The following is an 18,512-nucleotide window of genomic DNA, read 5'->3' as shown; positions in this document are numbered from 1 at the left end:
GCGGCTGGCGTTGCGGCTGGGTTCGGGGATCATCACGGACGCGGTGGATGTCGAGGCGGGTCCTGAGGGTCCGGTGGCCACGCAGTCGGCGTTCGCGGCGTCGTTCACGACGAGGTCGCGGGTTACGACGGGCACGCCGGTGATCACGGTGAAGCCGAACTCGGCGCCGGTGGAGGCTGCCGCGGCGGCGGGCACCGTGGAGGCGCTTGCGGTGGAGTTCGGTGCGCTGGCCACGGGCACGAAGGTGGTGTCGCGTACGGCGCGGGAGGCGACGGGTCGTCCGGAGCTGACCGAGGCGGCGATCGTGGTGTCGGGTGGTCGTGGTGTGGGTGGTGCGGAGAGCTTCGCGGTGATCGAGGCGCTGGCGGACTCGCTGGGTGCGGCGGTGGGTGCTTCGCGTGCTGCGGTGGATGCGGGCTGGTATCCGCATACGAATCAGGTGGGTCAGACGGGTAAGTCGGTGTCGCCGCAGTTGTATGTGGCGGCGGGTATCTCGGGTGCGATTCAGCACCGGGCGGGGATGCAGACGTCGAAGACGATCGTGGCGGTCAACAAGGACCCGGAGGCGCCGATCTTCGAGTTGGTCGACTACGGCGTGGTCGGTGACCTGTTCGCCGTGGTGCCGCAGTTGACGGAGGAGGTCACCGCCCGCAAGGGCTGACCCCGCGGCACCACCGACCGACCGGAGCCCCGTGACGCCCCCACCGGCACCACGGGGCTCCGCTGTGTCCGTCAATCGCCCAGGTAGCCGCGCAGCAGTCGCTTGCACTCGGCGATGAGCACCGGATCGCCCTCGGGGTCCCGGCGGAAAGCGAGCCGCAGTACCGCGTCGGCGGACTCGAGGGCGACGTGCAGCCGGACGCGTGCGGCGGCCTGGTCCCCGTCGCCGAGCAGCCCCCCGACGAGGAACCAGAGCCGGTCGGCGACGGCCGCGTTGTTCTCGAGCGCCGCGTCCAGGAGGTGGATGCTGCGCGGGTCCTCGCGGCCGATCGCACCGAAGTCCACCACGCCGAAGCCCGGTACGGCACGGCGCATCGCGACGTACTCCTCGATCGCCAGGTCCACCATCGCCCCGATGTGCCGGGGGCGTTCGGCCTCCACCCGGCGGGTCAGCCGGTGGGCGAAGTGCCCCAGGTTCCGTTCGGCCAGGGCGCCCAGCAGCCCGTCGACGCCGGGGAAGAACTGGTACAGCGTCCCGATCGGGACCTCCGCGCGCCGGGCCACCTCCTTGGTGGTGAGCGCCGTGTAGCCGACCTCGTCCAGCAGCCGTGCGCAGGCGTCCAGGATCCGGTCGAAACGTTCCCGGCTGCGCTGCTGCACGGGGCGGCGGCGGAGGGGACCGGACGGATCGGTGGGTGCCTGCATGGTCCCACTCTGCCGGATCGGGTGTACGTTGGCGAGGCCCAACATGAGCATTCCTCATGTTCTTCGCGTACGGCAGAGGAGAGGATCCCCATGTCCCCGCTTCCGGTCTCTTTCAGCTGGGGTGCCTCCACCGCCGCGTACCAGATCGAGGGCGCCGTCGCCGAGGACGGCAAGGGGGCGTCGGTCTGGGACACCTTCAGCGCCCGGCCCGGCGCGATCCGCGACGGCCACACCGGTGAGATCGCCTGCGACCACTACCACCGCCACTCCGAGGACGTGGCGCTGATGAAGGACCTCGGGCTCGACTCCTACCGCTTCTCCGTCTCCTGGCCGCGCGTCCTGCCGGAGGGCCGGGGACGCGTCGAACCGCGCGGACTCGGCTTCTACGACCGCCTGGTGGACGAGCTCCTCGCGGCCGGCATCACCCCCACGCCCACCCTCTTCCACTGGGACCTCCCGCAGGCGCTTGAGGACGAGGGCGGCTGGCTGAACCGGGACACGGCCCGTCACTTCGCCGAGTACGCGGCCGTCGTCGCCGCACGCCTGGGCGACCGGGTCACGCGCTGGATCACCCTCAACGAGCCGTTCGTCCACATGGTCTTCGGCTACGCCTTCGGCACCCACGCCCCCGGCCGCGCGCTGATGCTGGAGGCGCTGCCCGTCGCCCACCACCAACTGCTCGGGCACGGGCTCGCCACCGCCGCGCTGCGCGCCCACGCGCCGGCCCCCGCGCAGGTGCTGATCGCCAACAACTGCACCCCGGTGCGCACCCCCGAGGGCGCCACCGACGCCGACCACGCCGCCGCCGCGGCCTACGACGCCCTGCACAACAGGCTGTTCACCGACCCGCTGCTGCTCGGCGGCTACCCCGACCTGTCCGCGTACGGACTGACCGACCCGACGTGGGGCGGCGTCGTCCGCGAGGGCGACCTCGCCGTGGTCGCCGCACCCCTCGACGGCCTGGGCGTCAACTACTACAACCCCACGTGGATCGCGGCCCCCACGGCGGAGGCGGGCCTGCCCTTCGAGATCCTGGAACCGGACGCCGCCGTCCCGGGCCGCCCGTACCCGCGCACCGCCTTCGGCTGGCCGGTGGTGCCGGACGGCCTCACCGAACTGCTCACCGGTCTCGACGCGCGCTACGGGGCCGCGCTCCCGCCCGTCTGGATCACCGAGAACGGCTGCTCCCAGACCGACCGCCCGTCGGAGAGCGGGGAGATCCGCGACGAGGCCCGCATCGACTACCTGCGCACCCACATCGAGGCCGTCGAGACCGCGCACGCCCGCGGGGTCGACGTCCGCGGCTACTTCACCTGGTCGCTGCTGGACAACTTCGAATGGGCCGAGGGCTACCACCAGCGGTTCGGGCTTGTCCACGTCGACTACGAGACCGGGCGGCGGACGCCGAAGGCCTCCTACCACTGGTACCGGGAGCACATCGCGCAGGCGCGCCGCACCGCGCCCTGATCCGTCCGGATCCCTTGGCGCCCGCACGGCCCGGCACTACACTCGCGCGAACATGAGATGACCTCATGTTCTCGGGTGCTGCAGGGGGAACCGCATGCGCCACACCGGTGAGGACGCCACCCACACCTCGGACACCACGTCGGGCGAGCCGGTCGTACGGGTCCGTCCGGCCTGGACCGCCCTGCTCAGCCTGGCCACGCTGGCCGTCTTCATGGCCTTCATGACCCCGATCCAGATCCTGCTGCCGCTGCAGCTGGAGCACATCGACCCGGCGGGGAAGCACACGGCCCTGTCCTGGGTGACCGGTGCCGGCGCCCTGGTCGCCATGGTCGCCAACCCCCTGGCCGGTGCCCTCTCCGACCGGACGGTCTCACGCTTCGGGCGCCGCCGGCCGTGGATCCTCGGCGGCGCGCTGGCCGGGGCGGCCGGACTGCTGGTGACGGCCGGTCAGCACACCGTTCTCGGCGTGGCCCTCGGCTGGTGCCTCGCCCAGGCCGGGCTCAACGCCATGCTCGCAGGCGTCACCACGCCCATCGCCGACCGGGTGCCCGTCGCCCAGCGCGCCGAGGTCTCCGGGTGGACCGGCATCACCCAGTCCCTCGGCCTGGTCATCGGCGCCGTCGTCACCACCATGGCGGTCACCGGGGTCGCCTCCGGCTACGCGACGATCGCCCTGCTGACCGTCGTCCTCGCGCTGCCCTTCGTGCTCCGCTTCGGCGAACCCCCGCTGCCCCGCGAGCTGCGGCCGCCCCTCGACCCGCGGCGCCTGGTCGCCGGCCTGTGGGTGAGCCCGCGCCGCCACCCGGACTTCGGCGGGGCCTGGCTGACCCGCTTCCTGATCAACCTGGGCAACGCGATGGGCACGCTCTACCTGCTCTACTACCTCACCGACTCGGTCCGCCTCGACGACCCCGACACCGGCGTACTGGTCCTCACCCTGATCTACACCCTCTGCGCGGCGCTCACCGCCGTCCCGGTGGGCGTGCTCTCCGACCGGGCGGGCCGCCGCAAGGGCTTCGTACGGCTCTGCGCCGTCGTCATGGCCCTGGGCGCGGTGCTGCTGGCCTGCGTCCACACCTGGCCCGCCGCCATGGCCGCCGCCGCGGTGCTGGGCGCCGGCTTCGGCATCTACCTGGCCGTGGACCAGGCCCTGGTGACCCAGGTCCTCCCGGCCGCCGAGCACCGCGCCAAGGACCTCGGCGTCATCAACATCGCCAACTCCGGCCCCCAGGTGCTCGCCCCGGCCGTCGCCGCCCCCGTCATCGCCCATCTCGGCGGCTACACCGGCCTGTACCTCGCGACCGCGCTCGTCACGCTGCTCGGCGGCCTGTTGATCGGCAAGGTGCGCGGGGTCCGTTAGGGCTCTCCGGACGTCCCGTCGGGCCGGATCGATAGAGGCCTTCGATCAAGCGATAGGAATGCGGTCTTGGACGCGGCCCGCGCGCCGACGCGACGATCGAGGGCGTGATCCCCGTCGTCACGGAAGAGCCGCCGTGGGCCGGATACGGGGATGTCCCGAGGAGTCCCCATGCTGATTCCGCGTGCCCAGGGGGCCTGTGCCCCGTCATGTCCCGAGACCGGTCACCCCGATGGCGACTGAGGCGTCCGGGACGACCAGGACCGCCGACGTCGCACCCCCCGAGGCGGAGCCGACGCCGAAGCGCCGGGGCAAGCACCACCTGCCGCGGCTGCCCCCGCGCACGATCGCCTCGGCGGCCGTGACGACCTCGGTCGGACTGGCCGTACTGGTGGCCCTGGGCACGCTCACCCACCAGACGGTGCTGGTGCCCCCGCTCGCGGCCACGATGGCGATTGTCACCGCGACCCCCGAATCCCCGCTCGCCCAGCCCCGCCACGTCATCGGCGGCCACATGCTCTCCTGCCTCGTCTGCTTCGGCGTGCTCGCCCTCGGCTGGCACGGCCCCTGGGCCGCCGTCGTGGGCTGCGGGATCGCCTGCGGACTCGTGCTGCTGCTCAAGACGCCCCACCCGCCCGCCATGGCTACCGCGGTCATGATCATGCTCACCACCCCGTCCGCCACCCACTTCGTCCCCCTGCTGGCGGCCGGCGCGCTGCTTCTCGTCGCGGTGCAGATGGTCTCCGCCCGGCTGAGGCGCGAGGTCTACCCCACGGCGTGGTGGTGAGGGCTCAACCAGCCGCGGGGATGTTGTGGTTGAACCGGAACACGTTGTCCGGGTCGTACCGCGCCTTCACCGTCCGCAGCCGCCGGTAGGTCTCCGGGGAGTACGCCGCCGGCGTCCGTTCCTCGACCGCGTCAGCGTGGGACAGGAAGGTGGGGTGCCTGCGGTCGCCCGGCCGGGGCGCCAGCCGCTCGGTGAGTTCCGTGCCCGAGGCGGCACTTCGCGCCGCCTCGGCGGGCGCCGTGAAGGTCAGCGTCAGCACCGCGAAGCCGGCGTCCCGGTTGCCGACGGCGTTGGGGGACGCGGGCGGCTCGGCCAGTGCGCCGCCGAGGTGGCGTATGTCGACGATGTCGATCCGTGTCACGGCGTCCGGGCCGGCGGTGTCGAGGACGGCCTCGACGGCCTGCGGGGTCAGATCGTCGAGCAGGGCGAAGTGCTCGACGGCGGCCCAGGGTTCGCCGCCCCCGGGGATGATGCCCAGGCAGTCCGCGTAGGGCATGTCCGTCACCGTGTCCGCGAGCAGCGGTGCCGCGTACCGCAGCGGCTCGACGAGCCGGGCGCCCTCGGCGGGCGGTGCGACGCAGGAGACGCGGACGTTCACCGTCAGGGTGCCGCGCATGAAGGCCGGGAGAAAGGGCGCGTCCGGCATCCGCATCAGGGCGAAGGAGGATGTGACCTCGTCGGGCGCGCTCGCCGTGAAGTCCCGGTAGGAGTCCAGGACTTGCCCCGCGTGCTCCGCGGCGTAGTAGAGGTTGCCCGCGTAGAGCCGGGTCACGGGGAACAGCGTGAACTCCATGGCGGTCACGACGCCGAAGTTGCTCTTGCCGCCCAGCAGGGCCCAGTAGAGGTCCGGCTCCTCGTGCGGTGTGGCGCGCCGCAGCTCTCCGTCGGCGGTGACCACGTCCATGGCCCGCACGTGATCGGCGGCCCAGCCGTGGGCCCGGGCCATGCTGATGCTCAGTCCGCCGCCCAGGGTGTAGCCGACCACGCCGACCGACGGCGACGAGCCCACCAGCGGCGCGAGACCCACCAGGGCCGCCGCGTCGACCACCGGACCCCACAGGGCCCCCGCCCCCACGTGCGCCGTCCGGGCGCCGGCGTCGACGCGCACTCCGTCCAGCCGCCGCGTGGTGATGAGCACCCCCTTGTCCACGGACAGCGACGGGCCGTGCCCGGTGGCCAGCACGCCCACCGGCAGCGCGTGTTCCCGGGCGAACCGCACAGCGGCCTGTACATCACCCTCGGTGGCCGCACCCACGACCACCTGCGGACGGTGCGCCACCGCGAGGTTCGCCCCCGAACATTCCCCGGCGTATCCCTCGTCCCCAGGCACCAGTACGGGGCCCGAGACGGCGGACGCCAGCTTCCTGACGTCCCGTTCGAATGGAAGATCGGTCATCGTTGCCTCCAGTGCGACTTTTCGTCACAACTGGAACGATTGCATGCAAATGGTAAAGAGGAGCCGCGTGGACTCCCAATTACCGCTGAGTAAAGACCACGGGATGGACTCCTGCATCCCGGATCGCGAGACCGCCGGACGGGAGCAGCGCGGCCCCCGGGACCCGCTCGACCCGAGGCCGCGGTCGCGGCGCCCGGCCGGTACGCCGGACGCCGCAACCGCGCACGTCACGCAGACGCGGTGACCGCTTCGCCAAGGTGTCGGGCGAAGAAGCGGACCGCGCTGTCGGCCTCGAAGCGGGGCAGCTCCTTGTGCCTGCCGGAGTTCACGTGCAGCGACTTCTCCTTCGAGGCGAAGGCGTCGAACAACGCGAGACCCTCCTCGCGAGAGATGTGCTCGTCGTCCCACTGCAGATCGAACTCGATCGGGATGGTGATCCGCTGTGCCTTCTCGGCCAGGACGTCGGGCCAGTGCTGGCCGAAGACCGCGGCCGTGATGCGGGGTTCGGTTGCCACGAACGGCACGCCGATCGCAGTGCCCATGTTGATGCCCCAGTAGCCGACCGGCCCGTCGGCGCCGATTTCCGGAAGCGCCTGGAGGGCGTCCAGAAGCGCCCGGTACTCGGGCACGGCGAGCGCCGCCAAGTAGTCGTTGTAGCGGACGACGATCGGGCCTTCCGGCTCGCCGGCCGCCCTCGCCCGGAACAGTTCGGCGATCTCCGCTTCGTCGTGCTCCGTGCGCGGCCGGTCACCGTGACCGGGTGCGTCGAGGACGGCCACGTGGAAGCCGCAGCCGGTCACCAGACGCTGGGCGCGGCCGGACATCGCCGGGTGTTTCTTGTGGTTGCCGCCGCCGTGTCCCATCAGGACCAGGGGCGCGAGGTCGGCACCGGAAGCCGGTGACCAGAGGACGCCGGGGACCCGGTCCATGATGAAGTCGCGCTCGATCACGCCGTTCGACGACGACTCGGCGGTGAACTGCAGAGAGTCCATGGGTGTTGCCTTTCGGGAGTGCCTTGTTGACGAGGCGCTCCCGGCGACACCTATGTCAGTCGCCAGACCGTGACGGCAGGGGGAGCACCCACAGAGATACCGCGTTCATGGGTCTCACCTCCTCGGACGACGTCACGCGCGACCGAAGCTAACAGATCGATCATCGGCTCGCCCGAGTCTTTGCTGACCCTTGGCCAAGCCCGGGCGACTGGACAACGCTCCTGATCGATACGTCCAGCGGGTGGTCATCGCCCGGATTCGAACCGGGGTTCCGCATCGGGGCGAACCCGCGTACGGAGTCCTGGGCCGCTGGACGACGAATGACCGGTCGCAGCGTACCCGTCGGACCGGGCGCCTTGCCCCCCGCACCGTTTCGCCCGACAAGCCGATCGGGCAGCGCTCAGATCCAGGTCACGAGAGACGATAGGAGGGTGGAGCTGCGTCGAGCCGACGGCGGTGTGATCGCGGTCGAGGTGCTGGGGGAGCCCGACGCGCCTGCCGTGCTGCTCTGCCACGGGCTGGCCGACTCCCGGCTGGCCGTGTACGGCTTCGCGGGCGCGGCCGACGCACTCGGACTGCGCTTCATCACCCCGGATCGCCCCGGCATCGGCGGCACTGACGCCCGTCGCCTGACACGGGTCGTGGACTGGGCTGCGGAAGCCACCCTGGTCCTGGACACCTTGGGCATCGGTTCGGTGGCGCTGCTCGGCGTCTCGGGCGGCGGAGCGTTCGCGGCCGCCTGTGCGTCCGAGCTGCCCGACCGTGTCCGCAGCCTGCTGCTCATCGCGCCCCTCGGTCCGCCCGGCTGGCCCACCTGCGGCATGGCGGCCGGGCAGCGCGCGTCCTTGCGGATCGCCCGGCATGCTCCGGCCTTCGGCGGCTGGTTCATGGGCCGCCTGGCCACGCTGGCGCGCCGGGCACCAGGGCTGTTTTTCCGTCTGGCGGCCAGCGAGATGCCTGCCTGCGACCGGCGCGCCCTGGCCCAGCCGGACGAACGCGCGGCCTTCCTGACCAACTACCTGGAGGCGTTCCACCACGGCAGCCGGGGAGTCGCGCAGGATCTGCGGGTGCTGACCCGACCCTGGGGTTTCGACCTCGAATCGATCAGGGTGCCCACGTGGATCCACCACGGCGACGCCGACACCACCGTCCCGCTCCAGCACGGCCGCCGCTTCGCCGCCGCGATACCCGGGGCCCGCCTTCACGTCCATCCCGGCCAAGGCCACTTCTCGATTCTGGCCGCGCCCGAGCAGACGCTGGCGACGCTCGCCGCATAGCGGTCCCCCGTCACGCGCGGAACGGCCCTCCCGCGCCGGCGTTCTCCGACCTGCGCGGGGAGGCACGCGCACGCCGGTGCGCCATTACCCCCCGCGTAATCGACCCCGCCCGGCGCCCCCGGCAGGGTGGTCGTACCGGGCGGACGGGGTGGCGCACTCCACCCCGTCCGCCCGGGCCAGACTGCCCGGACGAGGAGGACCGTGATGTCGCAGAACCGGTACGAGGCCGCCGTCGCCCGCTACTTCGAGGCGTGGAACAGCGGCGCGGAGGCGAGGGGGAAGGCGGTGGCCGCCGCGTGGGTGGAGGACGGTACGTACACCGACCCGCTGGCACGGGTGGGCGGGCACGAGGGGATCGAGGCGCTGATCGCCGGGGTGGGGGAGCGGTTCCCCGGGTTCGTGTTCACGCCGGTGGGGGAGGTGGACGGGCACCACGACGTGGCGCGCTTCGCCTGGGAGCTGCGGCCCGCGGGCGCGGAGCCCGGGGCGGCGCCGATCGCGGGCTCCGACGTGATCACGCTCGCGGAGGACGGCCGGATCCGCTCGGTCAGCGGCTTCCTGGACCGGCTGCCCGCGGCGTGAGGGACCGGAGGGCGGCGGCGGTCTCCGGGTCGGCGGGCAGGAAGGTCTCGATCGCCAGCTCGGAGACCGTCACGTCCATCGGGGTGTTGAACGTGGTGGCCGTGGAGATGAACGACAGCACCCGGCCGCCGTGCCCGACCCGCATCGGCAGGGCGAAGGGGAAGATCCCCTCGGTGTCGTCGGAGGCGGCGGGCTCCTCGGGGTGGGCGGGCGGCGCGGGATAGGCGGTCAGCTCCTCGTACAGGGCGCGCAGCGGCCCGTGCCCGGTCATCGTGATCTGACGCTCGATGCGTTCCAGCAGGTGCCCGCGCCATTGGCGGAAGTTGCGGATCCGCGGGGCCATGCCCTCAGGGTGCAATGTGACGCGCATGGCGTTGAGCGGCGGCCGCAGCAGGTGCGGGGCGACGCCCTCGAGCAGGGCGCCCACGCCCTGGTTGGCGGCGACGACGTCGTACATGCCGTCCAGGACCAGTGCCGGGTACGGCTCGTAGGCCGCCAGGAGCCGGTCGAGGCTCTCGCGCAGCGGGTGCATCGCGGGGTCGCCCAGCGGCGTCTCCGGGTACGCGGGGGCGTAACCGGCCGCGACGAGCAGGGCGTTGCGTTCCCTGACGGGTACGTCGAGGTGCTCGGCGAGCCGCAGGACCATGGCCTGGCTGGGGCGCGAGCGGCCGGTCTCGACGAAACTGATGTGCCGGGCCGAACTGTCCGCGCGCAGGGCGAGTTCCAGCTGGCTGATCCGGCGCCGCTCGCGCCAGCCGCGCAGCAGTGCCCCCACACCGGCCGTGGTCGTCGTCATGCCCCGACCGTAACCCAGGTGCGGGACCCGGGGCCGCGGTCGGTCAGCCGAACTGCTCAACGAGCCCCCGCTGTAGGGGAGTCCTTGGCGAGCGCGAGGAGCCGGTAGACCGGGTCGGGGCGGGCCGTGTCCTGTTCGGGCAGCGCGGCCAGGCGTCCGGCGAGGGCCTCCGTGTCGCCGTCGCGCAGGGCGAGCGCGGAGGCGAACTCGCCCGCCGCGATCCGGGTGGCGAGGTCGCGCGGGGTGCGGCCCTGGCCGTGGCCGGCGAAGCGGGCCCCGCCCGCCGGGCGCAGGCCGTGCGCGACCGCCTGGCGCACCACCCCTTCCTCCGCGTCGTGCGCCTCCCGGGTGCGGAACGGCGCGAGGAGCGCGTCGACGTCGCTGCCCACGTCGTGCCCGGCGTCCTTGTCGACGGTGGTGACGAGCACCCCGCCGGGCCGCAGCACCCGGGCGCACTCGGCGATCACCGCGGGCGCGTCCGGCAGCAGATGGAGCACCCACACGGCCGTCACCGCGTCGAGCGAGGCGGTCGCGAACGGCAGCCGGCGTACGTCGCCCTGGACGATCCCCGGCCCCACCCGGCCCGCGGCGAGCCGGGCCATGGCCAGGGCGGCGTCGACGCCGAGCACGCGCAGCCCGGGGCGGCCGGTGTAGTGGGCCGTGACCAGACCGGTGCCGCAGCCGATGTCGAGCAGGGTCCGGGCCGCTCGCGGTATCAGCCCGAGCACCGCCGTGGCCGCGGCCTCTGCCCGGGGGACGCCGCCGCGGGTGGCGTCGTAGACCGCTGCCTGTTCCTCGTAGTCCAGCACGCCCGTAGGTTAGCCGCCCGCCATCTACCCGGCGGTAACCAACTGCCCCTAGTCTCACGCCTGTTCCGCGACCGAGCTCCATCCGACTCCAGGAGGGCCCGTGAGACACGGCAGAGCCGCCGCCTGCGCATTCGTCCTGCTCCTCGCCTCGTCCGCCGGCGCGGCCGGCACCGGAACCGCGACCGCGGCGCCGGCGGCCGGCCCCGCGGCCACCGCCGCGGCGCCCCAGCTGCGGCTGGTCACCAGCAACGTGATGATGCTGCCGCGCACGCTCTACCCCAACTGGGGCCAGCTGCAGCGCGCCGACCTGATAGCCGCCTCCGGCTACGTCCAGGGCGCCGACGTCCTGGTCTTCCAGGAGGCGTTCGACAACGGCGCGTCCGACCGGCTGCAGGCGAACCTCAAAGGCCGCTACCCCTACCAGACCCCGGTGCTCGGCAGGTCCAAGAGCGGCTGGGACCGCACCGAGGGCGCGTACAGCTCGCTCACGCCCGAGGACGGCGGGGTGACGATCCTCAGCAAGTGGCCGATCCTGGAGAAGGTCCAGCATGTCTACGGCGACGCGTGCGGCGCGGACTGGTTCTCCAACAAGGGCTTCGTGTACGCCGTCCTCGACGTGAACGGCACCCGGGTCCACGTGGTCGGCACCCACACCCAGGCCGACGACTCCGCATGCGGCAGCGGTGAGGCCGCGAGCGTCCGCGCGGCCCAGAACCGGGAGATCGACGCCTTCCTCGACGCCCGCGCGATTCCGGCCGCCGAGCCGGTGGTCGTCGCGGGCGACCTCAACACCGACGCCGGCGGTGCCGAGTACGCCCGCATGCTCGCCGACCTGGACGTCGCCGCGCCCGACGCCGACCCCGGGCCGGTCGCCAGCTTCGACCCCGCCACCAACTCCGTCGCCTACGACCGCTATCCCGACGACCCCGCACAGCGCCTCGACCACGCGCTCCTGCGCAACGGCCACGCCCGCCCCGCCCGCTGGAACAACCGCGTGGTCGACGAGCACTCCCCGCGCTGGTCGGTCACCAGCTGGGGCACCACCTACACCTTCGACGACTACTCGGACCACTACCCGCTGGTCGCCGGCGACGTGTGAGCGCGCGGGGCGGCGGCCCGCCCGGCCGGGCAGGCCGCCGCCCCGCGGCGTGTGTACGTCAGTTGAAGGAGGACGGGTCCGGGCCGAGGCGCCCGCCGTTGTCGAGGGCGTCGATCGCGGCCAGGTCCTCGCCGTCGAGTTCAAAGCCGAAGACGTCGATGTTCTCCCGGATCCGCGACGGGGTCACGGACTTGGGGATCACGACGTTGCCGATCTGCAGGTGCCAGCGCAGGACGACCTGGGCCGGGGTCCTGCCGTGCTTGGCGGCGACCGCGGCGAGCGCCGGCTCGTCGAGCAGCCCGCGGCCCTGGCCGAGCGGCGACCAGGCCTCGGTGGCGATGCCGTGGCCCGCGTGGAAGGCCCGCAGCTCGGTCTGCGGGAGGTGGGGGTGCAGTTCGACCTGGTTGAGCGCGGGTGCGACGCCGCCCTCGTCGAGCAGGTGCCGCAGCTGGGCCACCGGGAAGTTCGACACGCCGATGGCCCTGGCGCGGCCGTCTGCGTGGATCTTCTCCAGGGCGCGCCAGGTCTCCAGGTACAGGCCGCGGGCGGGCGCGGGCCAGTGGATCAGGTAGAGGTCCACGTACTCCAGGCCGAGCTTGCCGAGGGAGGCGTCGAAGGCGCGCAGGGCGTTGTCGTGGCCCTGGTCGGTGTTCCACAGCTTGGTGGTGACGAACAGTTCCTCGCGCGGGATGCCGGAGGCGGCGATGGCGCGGCCGGTGCCCTGTTCGTTCCGGTAGAGCGCGGCGGTGTCGATGCTGCGGTAGCCGGCCTCCAGGGCCGCGGCGACCGCGGTGGCGGCTTCGTCGTCCGGGACCTGCCAGACGCCGAAGCCGAGCTGCGGCATGGTCACGCCGTTGTTCAGGGTGATGTCGGGAACCTTGCTCACGAGCAGGTCGTCCTCACTTCGTCGGAGTCGGACTCGAGGTCTGTCCCTCGTTCAACGATCTCCGCGGCGGCGGCATTCCCCGGCGCCCGCCCCACGAGCCGCCCCGCGAGCCGCCCTCCAAACCTTCCCAAGAGCCGCTCTACGAGTGGTAGAGGGCCTCGATCTCGCGGGTGTAGGCCTTCTCTATCGCCCTTCTCTTCAGCTTGAGCGACGGTGTGAGCAGCCCTCCCTCCTCCGAGAACTGCCCGGCCAGGATGCGGAAGGTGCGGATCGACTCGGCCTGGGAGACGAGCGTGTTGGCGGCGACCACCGCCCGCCGGATCTCCGTCTCCAGGTCGGGGTCGCGGATCAGCTTGGCGATCGGCAGCTGCGGCTTGGACCGCATGCTCAGCCAGTGCCCGACGCCCTCGGGGTCGAGGGTGATCAGCGCGCCGATGAAGGGCCGGTCGTTGCCGACGACGACGCACTGCGAGACCAGCGGGTGGGAGCGCACCCGGTCCTCCAGCACCACCGGCGAGACGGACTTGCCGCCGCTGGTCACCAGGATCTCCTTCTTCCGCCCGGTGATCGTGAGGTAGCCGTCCTCGTCGAGCGCGCCGAGGTCGCCGGTGGCGAGCCAGCCGTCGTGCAGGACCTCCGCGGTGGCCTTGGGGTTGTTGAGGTACTCGCCGAAGACCTGGCCGCCGTACACCCAGATCTCGCCGTCGTCGGCGATGTGCACCGTGGTCCCCGGGATGGGCACGCCCACGGTGCCGAAACGCGTCTGCTCGGGCGGGTTGGCGACCGCGGCGGCCGTGCTCTCGGTGAGCCCGTACCCCTCGAAGATGCGCACGCCCGCGCCGTCGAAGAAGAGGCCCAGCTGCCGGTCCATCGCCGAGCCGCCGGAGAAGGCGTGCCGGACCTTGCCGCCGAGGGCGGCGCGCACCTTGCCGTAGACCAGCTTCTCGTACAGCTGGTGCTGCATCCGCAGCGAGGTGCTGGGGCCGGGGCCGGTGCCGAAGGCGCGGGCCTCGGTCGCCTCGGCGTGCCGCACCGCCACCTCGACGGCCTTCTCGAAGGGCCCGAGTCTGCCTCCCGCCTCGGCCTTGCGGCGGGCGCCCTGGAAGACCTTCTCGAAGACGTACGGCACGGCGAGCACGAAGGTCGGCTTGAAGGAGGCCATGGCGGGCAGCAGCTCGGCCGCGGCCAGGTTGGGCTGGTGGCCCAGCCGGACCTTGGCGCGTACGGCCGCGACCTCCACCATGCGCCCGAAGACGTGGGCGAGCGGCAGGAAGAGCAGGGTGGAGGCCTCGTCGCCGCGCTTGCTGTGGAAGACCGGCTCGTACCGGGCGACGACGTTGTCGCTCTCGGACATGAAGTTGCCGTGGGTGATCACGCAGCCCTTGGGGCGGCCGGTGGTGCCCGAGGTGTAGATGATCGTCGCGATGGCGTCCGGCGTGACCGCCTTGCGGTAGCGGTGCACCAGGTCGTCGTCGACGGCGAGGCCGTGCCGGGCCAGTTCGGACAGCACGTCGGAGTCCAGCTGCCACAGCCGTGTCAGATGGGGGAGTTCGTCGACGACCGCGCCGATCGTCATCGCGTGGTCCTCGTGCTCGACCACGCAGGCGACCGCCTCGGAGTCGTGCAGCATCCAGCGGACCTGGTCGGAGGACGAGGTCGGGTAGATGGGGACGGGCTGGGCGCCGATCGCCCACAGCGCGAAGTCCAGCACGGTCCACTCGTAGCGGGTCCGGGACATCAGGCCGACCCGGTCGCCGAAGCGGATCCCCTGGGCGATCAGGCCCTTGGCGACCGCGAGGACCTCGTCCCGGAACCGGGCGGCCGTGACGTGTTCCCAGTCCGCGCCGTCCGCTCCGGTGCGGCGGCTCAGCACGATCCGGTCCGGCTCTTCGTCGGCATTGACGAAGACGGCGTCCGCCAGACCACCGACCTGGGGTGCCGTCACCAGTGGGGGAATGGTGAACTCGCGCAACGTCGCTCCTCGACCGCCTCGGCGGTCACAGAACGTACCCGATACCACGTGGGGTGGGGAGGGGTGTGACATTCGGCTGTGAAGGCCCGCGTGGGCTCCCTCACACTCGCGTGACGAGCCGATTCCCGGTTACCGCAAGGAACATGGCGCGGGAGGACGGTTTCCGGGCGGACCGAGGTCCGCCCGGACTCTGCACCAAATCCCCTCGGGGGGATCACGGCCGCTCTACAGCCCCCACCGGCTCGGGGGCCGCCGCCGGCGCCCCGATCGGCCGTTCGCGGACCAGGACGAGCACGACCGCGCCCGCCAGCAGTCCAGCGGCACCCGCCGCCAGGGCCGCCGCGTTCAGGCCCGAGGCGAAGGCGGCGTGCAGCGCCTGGTCCGCCGCATCGCGCCGGCCGGAGGGGACCCGGGCCAGCAGTTCGCGTGCGCCGCCGCCCGCGAGGGCGCGGGCCGCCGCGTGCGGGTCGGGGGCCCCGGCGTCGCGCAGCGAGTGCTCCATCCGCGTGGAGAGCAGGGTGCCGAACACGGCGACGCCGAGCGCGTACCCCAATTGCCGGAAGGTGTTGACCGCGCCGCCCGCCATGCCCGCCCGCCGCGGCGGCACGGAGGCGAGCGCGGCACCGGCGATCGCCGGATTGACCAGCCCGACGCCGAGGCCCGCCACCACCAGGCCCGCGGTCAGCGCACCCCAGCCGGAACCGGCGTCCAGCACCGCCTGCGCCAGCGCGCCGGCCCCGATGAGCACCATCCCGCCGCCGATCACCAGGCGGGACGGCGCACCGTGCAGGAACCGGCCGCTCACCGCCGAGGCCACGAACGCCGCCAGCGCCAGGGGTATCAGCACCAGGCCGCCGCGGACCGGGCTCAGGCCGAGCAGCGTCTGCAGCCACAGCGAGGTGTACGGCAGGAAGCCGAAGGCCGTCCCGCTGAGCGCCAGCGCGCCGACCATGATCGCGGTGAAGGAGGGGCTGCGGAACAGTGCCAGGTCCAGCATCGGCTGCGCGGCCCGCCGCTCCACCGCCACGAACACCACCAGCGCCGCCACCGCGCCGCCGAACGTCCACGCCGTACGGGCCGAGGCCCAGCCGGCCTCGTCCGCGCGGATCACGGCGAAGGTGAGCAGCCCGGCGAACGCGGTGAAGGACGCCGTGCCCGGCCAGTCGATCCGGGCCCCGCCGTGTCCGCGCGACTCCTTCACCACCCGCAGCGTCAGGGCGATCGCCGCGACGCTCACGGGCAGGTTGACGTAGAAGATCCAGCGCCAGTCCAGCGCCTGGGTCAGCAGCCCGCCCAGCACGGGCCCGAGCGCCGCCGCCGCGCCGCTGACCGCGCCCCACACGCCCAGCGCCACCGACCGGTCGCGGCCCTGGTAGGCCGCGCCGAGCAGCGAGAGCGTGGTGGCGAACATGGCCGTCGCGCCGACCCCCTGCACCGCTCGCATCGCCACCAGGGCCCCCGCTCCGGGCGCGAGCCCGCAGGCGAGGGAGGCCGCCGCGAACAGGGCGGTGCCCGCGACGTACATCCTGCGCCGCCCGATCACGTCGGCCGCGGAGCCGGCTCCCAGCAGCAGGGCGGCCAGCGCCAGCGCGTAGACGTCGATCATCCACTGGAGTTCGGACAGCGAGGCGTCCAGGGCGTCCGCGATGTCGGGCAGTGCGACGACGACGATCGTCACGTCGATGAGCAGCATGAAGGTGCCCAGGCAGACCGCGACCAGCGGTCCCCACTTGCGCATGGTCCTTCTCCGTTCCGTTCTTCCGTATCGTGGTGGTCCTCCGTACCTTCGCGAGAACACCCGGGCTTCCTCCAGCTGCAGGCCATATCGCGACGGAATCCGACATGGAGGAGGATCGGACGATGGATTCCCACACCCTCGACGGGCTGGACATGCGGCTGCTGCACGCCCTGCAGCTCGACGGGCGCGCCCCCTTCAGCCGGATCGCCGAGGTCCTCGGGGTCTCCGACCAGACCGTGGCCCGCCGCTACCGCCGGCTCCGCGCAGACCTCGGGATGCGCGTGCTCGGGCTGCCCGAGCAGGAGCTGCTCGGACGCACCCGCTGGGCGCTGCGGCTGCGCAGCACCCCCGAGGCGGCCGAGTCCCTCGCCAAGGCCCTGGCCAGGCGGGACGACACCGCGTGGATCTCGCTGATGTCGGGCGGCACGGAGGTGATGTGCGTGACGCGCCCGCGCAGCCACGACGAGCACGACGCGCTGCTGCTCGGGCGCCTGCCGCGCACCCCGAGCATCGTGGAGATCGGCGCCCACAGCATCCTGCACACCTTCTACGGCGGCGCCCTGGGCTGGTTCGCCAAGCGCGGCGCGCTCACCGACGCGGAGGTCGCCGCGCTGCGGCCGCCCCCGCCCGAGCCGCCGTCCGGCACCGTGGTCCTCGACGCCACGGACGAGGCCCTGCTGGCCGTCCTGGCCAGGGACGGGCGTGCCTCCTACCCCGAACTGCACCGCGCCACCGGGCTGTCGGAGTCGGCGGCCAAGCGCCGGCTGGAGCAACTGCGCGGCTCGGGCGTGCTCTACACCGACGTGCAGCTCGACACGGCGTGGATCGGCCACGACACCCGCGCCATCTTCTGGATCACGGCCGCCCCCGCCGCCCTGTCCTCCGTCGGGCAGGCGCTGGCCGCGCACCCCGAGACCGCCTATGTCGCGGCGACCACCGGCTCGTCCAACCTCGTCGCCGTGGTCATCTGCAGCAGCACGCCGGAGCTCTACCGCTACCTCAGCGAGTGCGTCGGCGCCCTGGACGGGGTCCGGCACGTGGAGACCGTGCCGTCGCTGCGCCTGGTCAAGCAGATCACGACCGAAGGGATCCGCTGAGGATCGCCGCCGCGAGGGCGTCCGCCGCCTCCTGCGCCGCGGGCCGCCGCCGCCCGTGCAGCAGCACGAAGTCGACCCCGCCGAGCTCCGGCAGTCCCGCGCGGGACGCGACCCGCACCAGACCGGGCGGGATCAGCCCCTCGGCGTGCGCCATCACCCCGAGCCCCGCACGGGCCGCGGCGATCAGCCCGCTCAGCGAGCCGCTGGTGCACGCGATGCGCCACGCCCGGCCGTTGCGCTCCATGACCTCCAGCGCCCGCGCCCGGGTGATCGCCGGGGCCGGGTAGAGGATCAGCGGGACGGGCCGCTCGGCCTCGGGGCGGTAGCGCTCCCCGGCGATCCACACCAGCCGGTCGCTCCACACCAGTTGGCCGTGGGTGTCCCCGGCCGCGCGCTTGCCGAGTATCACGTCCAGCCGGCCGGCGGCCAGCTGCCGGTGCAAGGTGGCCGACAGCTCCACCGTCAGCTCCAGGTCCACCTCGGGGTGGTCGCGCCGGAAGCGCTCCAGGATCTCCGGCAGCCGGGTCAGGACGAAGTCCTCCGAGGCGCCCAGGCGCAGCCGGCCGCGCAGGCGCGTGCCCGCGAACCAGCCCGCCGCGCGCTCGTTCGCCTCCAGGATCGTCCGGGCGAAGCCGAGCATGGCCTCGCCGTCCTCGGTCAGCTCCACGCTGTGTGTGTCGCGCGTGAAGAACCGCCGGCCGGCGGCCTCCTCCAGCTTGCGCACGTGCTGGCTCACCGTCGACTGGCGCAGGCCCAGCCGGCGGCCGGCGTGGGTGAAGCTCAGCGTCTGGGCCACGGCGACGAAGGTCCGCAGCTGCACGGGATCGAACACACCGCCAGCCTACCGCCGCCCATCGCAATATGTGATGACAGTGAGTGCGGTCAAAGTCAT

At 72.9% G+C, this 18,512-nt stretch carries 17 protein-coding genes; 8 read left to right on the top strand and 9 right to left on the bottom strand.

Translation table 11 applies throughout. The features are described 5' to 3' along the window. Positions 1-661 (top strand): electron transfer flavoprotein subunit alpha/FixB family protein (locus tag CHF15_RS41835; RefSeq protein WP_089226711.1); only part of this gene is annotated, 661 nt, incomplete at its 5' end. Between the two features lie 71 nt (positions 662-732). Here CHF15_RS41835 and CHF15_RS41830 read toward each other — a convergent pair. Beyond that, entirely contained in the window at positions 733-1,365 is a 633-nt protein-coding gene (locus tag CHF15_RS41830) for a TetR/AcrR family transcriptional regulator (protein ID WP_089229193.1), read from the bottom strand. 90 nt (positions 1,366-1,455) lie between these two features. Between CHF15_RS41830 and CHF15_RS41825 the strand changes: the two genes are divergently transcribed. The 3 genes from CHF15_RS41825 to CHF15_RS41815 all read left to right on the top strand — a co-directional run bounded on the left by CHF15_RS41825 (position 1,456) and on the right by CHF15_RS41815 (position 4,976). Beyond that, positions 1,456-2,832 carry a GH1 family beta-glucosidase gene (locus CHF15_RS41825; RefSeq protein WP_089229190.1) on the top strand — a complete coding sequence of 459 codons (1,377 nt, stop codon included), beginning with the start codon at positions 1,456-1,458 and terminating at the stop codon, positions 2,830-2,832. A gap of 94 nt (positions 2,833-2,926) precedes the next feature. Continuing rightward, entirely contained in the window at positions 2,927-4,192 is a 1,266-nt protein-coding gene (locus CHF15_RS41820; protein WP_089229189.1) for an MFS transporter, read from the top strand. Positions 4,193-4,421: 229 nt separating this feature from the next. Next, positions 4,422-4,976, top strand: a complete 555-nt coding sequence (locus CHF15_RS41815; RefSeq protein ID WP_089229188.1) for an HPP family protein — start codon at positions 4,422-4,424, stop codon at positions 4,974-4,976. 4 nt (positions 4,977-4,980) lie between these two features. On the opposite strand, the gene CHF15_RS41810 is transcribed toward CHF15_RS41815, so the two are convergent. Beyond that, entirely contained in the window at positions 4,981-6,372 is a 1,392-nt protein-coding gene (locus CHF15_RS41810) for an FAD-binding oxidoreductase (RefSeq protein ID WP_089229187.1), read from the bottom strand. 227 nt (positions 6,373-6,599) lie between these two features. Next, positions 6,600-7,364 carry an alpha/beta hydrolase family protein gene (locus CHF15_RS41805; RefSeq protein WP_089229186.1) on the bottom strand — a complete coding sequence of 255 codons (765 nt, stop codon included), beginning with the start codon at positions 7,362-7,364 and terminating at the stop codon, positions 6,600-6,602. 431 nt (positions 7,365-7,795) lie between these two features. Here CHF15_RS41805 and CHF15_RS41800 point away from each other — a divergent pair, with 431 nt between their 5' ends. Both CHF15_RS41800 and CHF15_RS41795 read left to right on the top strand, forming a co-directional pair. Then, positions 7,796-8,641: an alpha/beta fold hydrolase gene (locus CHF15_RS41800; protein WP_179280228.1), complete on the top strand. Its 846-nt coding sequence runs from the start codon at positions 7,796-7,798 to the stop codon at positions 8,639-8,641. A gap of 204 nt (positions 8,642-8,845) precedes the next feature. Beyond that, entirely contained in the window at positions 8,846-9,223 is a 378-nt protein-coding gene (locus CHF15_RS41795; RefSeq protein WP_089229184.1) for a nuclear transport factor 2 family protein, read from the top strand. Here the strand turns inward: CHF15_RS41795 and CHF15_RS41790 are convergent. Together CHF15_RS41790 and CHF15_RS41785 are read right to left on the bottom strand one after the other, a co-directional pair. Continuing rightward, positions 9,189-10,019 (bottom strand): helix-turn-helix domain-containing protein, encoded by an 831-nt coding sequence (locus tag CHF15_RS41790; protein ID WP_089229183.1) that lies wholly within the window; start codon positions 10,017-10,019, stop codon positions 9,189-9,191. The genes CHF15_RS41795 and CHF15_RS41790 overlap by 35 nt on opposite strands. Positions 10,020-10,075: 56 nt before the next feature. After that, positions 10,076-10,828, bottom strand: coding sequence for a class I SAM-dependent methyltransferase (locus CHF15_RS41785; RefSeq protein ID WP_089229182.1), 753 nt, complete (start codon positions 10,826-10,828; stop codon positions 10,076-10,078). 100 nt (positions 10,829-10,928) lie between these two features. Between CHF15_RS41785 and sph the strand changes: the two genes are divergently transcribed. Beyond that, positions 10,929-11,927: a sphingomyelin phosphodiesterase gene (gene sph / locus CHF15_RS41780; protein WP_089229181.1), complete on the top strand. Its 999-nt coding sequence runs from the start codon at positions 10,929-10,931 to the stop codon at positions 11,925-11,927. A gap of 58 nt (positions 11,928-11,985) precedes the next feature. On the opposite strand, the gene CHF15_RS41775 is transcribed toward sph, so the two are convergent. The 3 genes from CHF15_RS41775 to CHF15_RS41765 all read right to left on the bottom strand — a co-directional run bounded on the left by CHF15_RS41775 (position 11,986) and on the right by CHF15_RS41765 (position 16,523). Continuing rightward, a complete protein-coding gene (locus CHF15_RS41775; protein WP_089229180.1) occupies positions 11,986-12,813 on the bottom strand; it encodes an aldo/keto reductase in 828 nt (275 codons plus the stop codon). 139 nt (positions 12,814-12,952) lie between these two features. Next, the gene (locus CHF15_RS41770) at positions 12,953-14,785 is read right to left on the bottom strand and encodes an AMP-dependent synthetase/ligase (protein ID WP_089229179.1); all 1,833 of its coding nucleotides are present in this window, start codon (positions 14,783-14,785) and stop codon (positions 12,953-12,955) included. Positions 14,786-14,999: 214 nt separating this feature from the next. Then, complete coding sequence (locus CHF15_RS41765; protein ID WP_089229178.1) at positions 15,000-16,523, bottom strand: MFS transporter; 1,524 nt, start codon at positions 16,521-16,523, stop codon at positions 15,000-15,002. Positions 16,524-16,645: 122 nt separating this feature from the next. Here CHF15_RS41765 and CHF15_RS41760 point away from each other — a divergent pair, with 122 nt between their 5' ends. After that, positions 16,646-17,620 (top strand): Lrp/AsnC family transcriptional regulator, encoded by a 975-nt coding sequence (locus tag CHF15_RS41760; RefSeq protein WP_089229192.1) that lies wholly within the window; start codon positions 16,646-16,648, stop codon positions 17,618-17,620. Here the strand turns inward: CHF15_RS41760 and CHF15_RS41755 are convergent. Then, on the bottom strand, positions 17,598-18,452 hold the full coding sequence (locus CHF15_RS41755; protein WP_089229177.1) for a LysR substrate-binding domain-containing protein: 855 nt from the start codon (positions 18,450-18,452) through the stop codon (positions 17,598-17,600). The genes CHF15_RS41760 and CHF15_RS41755 overlap by 23 nt on opposite strands. Positions 18,453-18,512 lie beyond the last annotated feature (60 nt).

The organism is Actinacidiphila glaucinigra, from assembly GCF_900188405.1.
GTDB lineage: Bacteria > Actinomycetota > Actinomycetes > Streptomycetales > Streptomycetaceae > Actinacidiphila > Actinacidiphila glaucinigra.
Note: the sequence above shows the minus strand (reverse complement) of the source record. Positions and strands in the feature narration are given on the sequence as shown.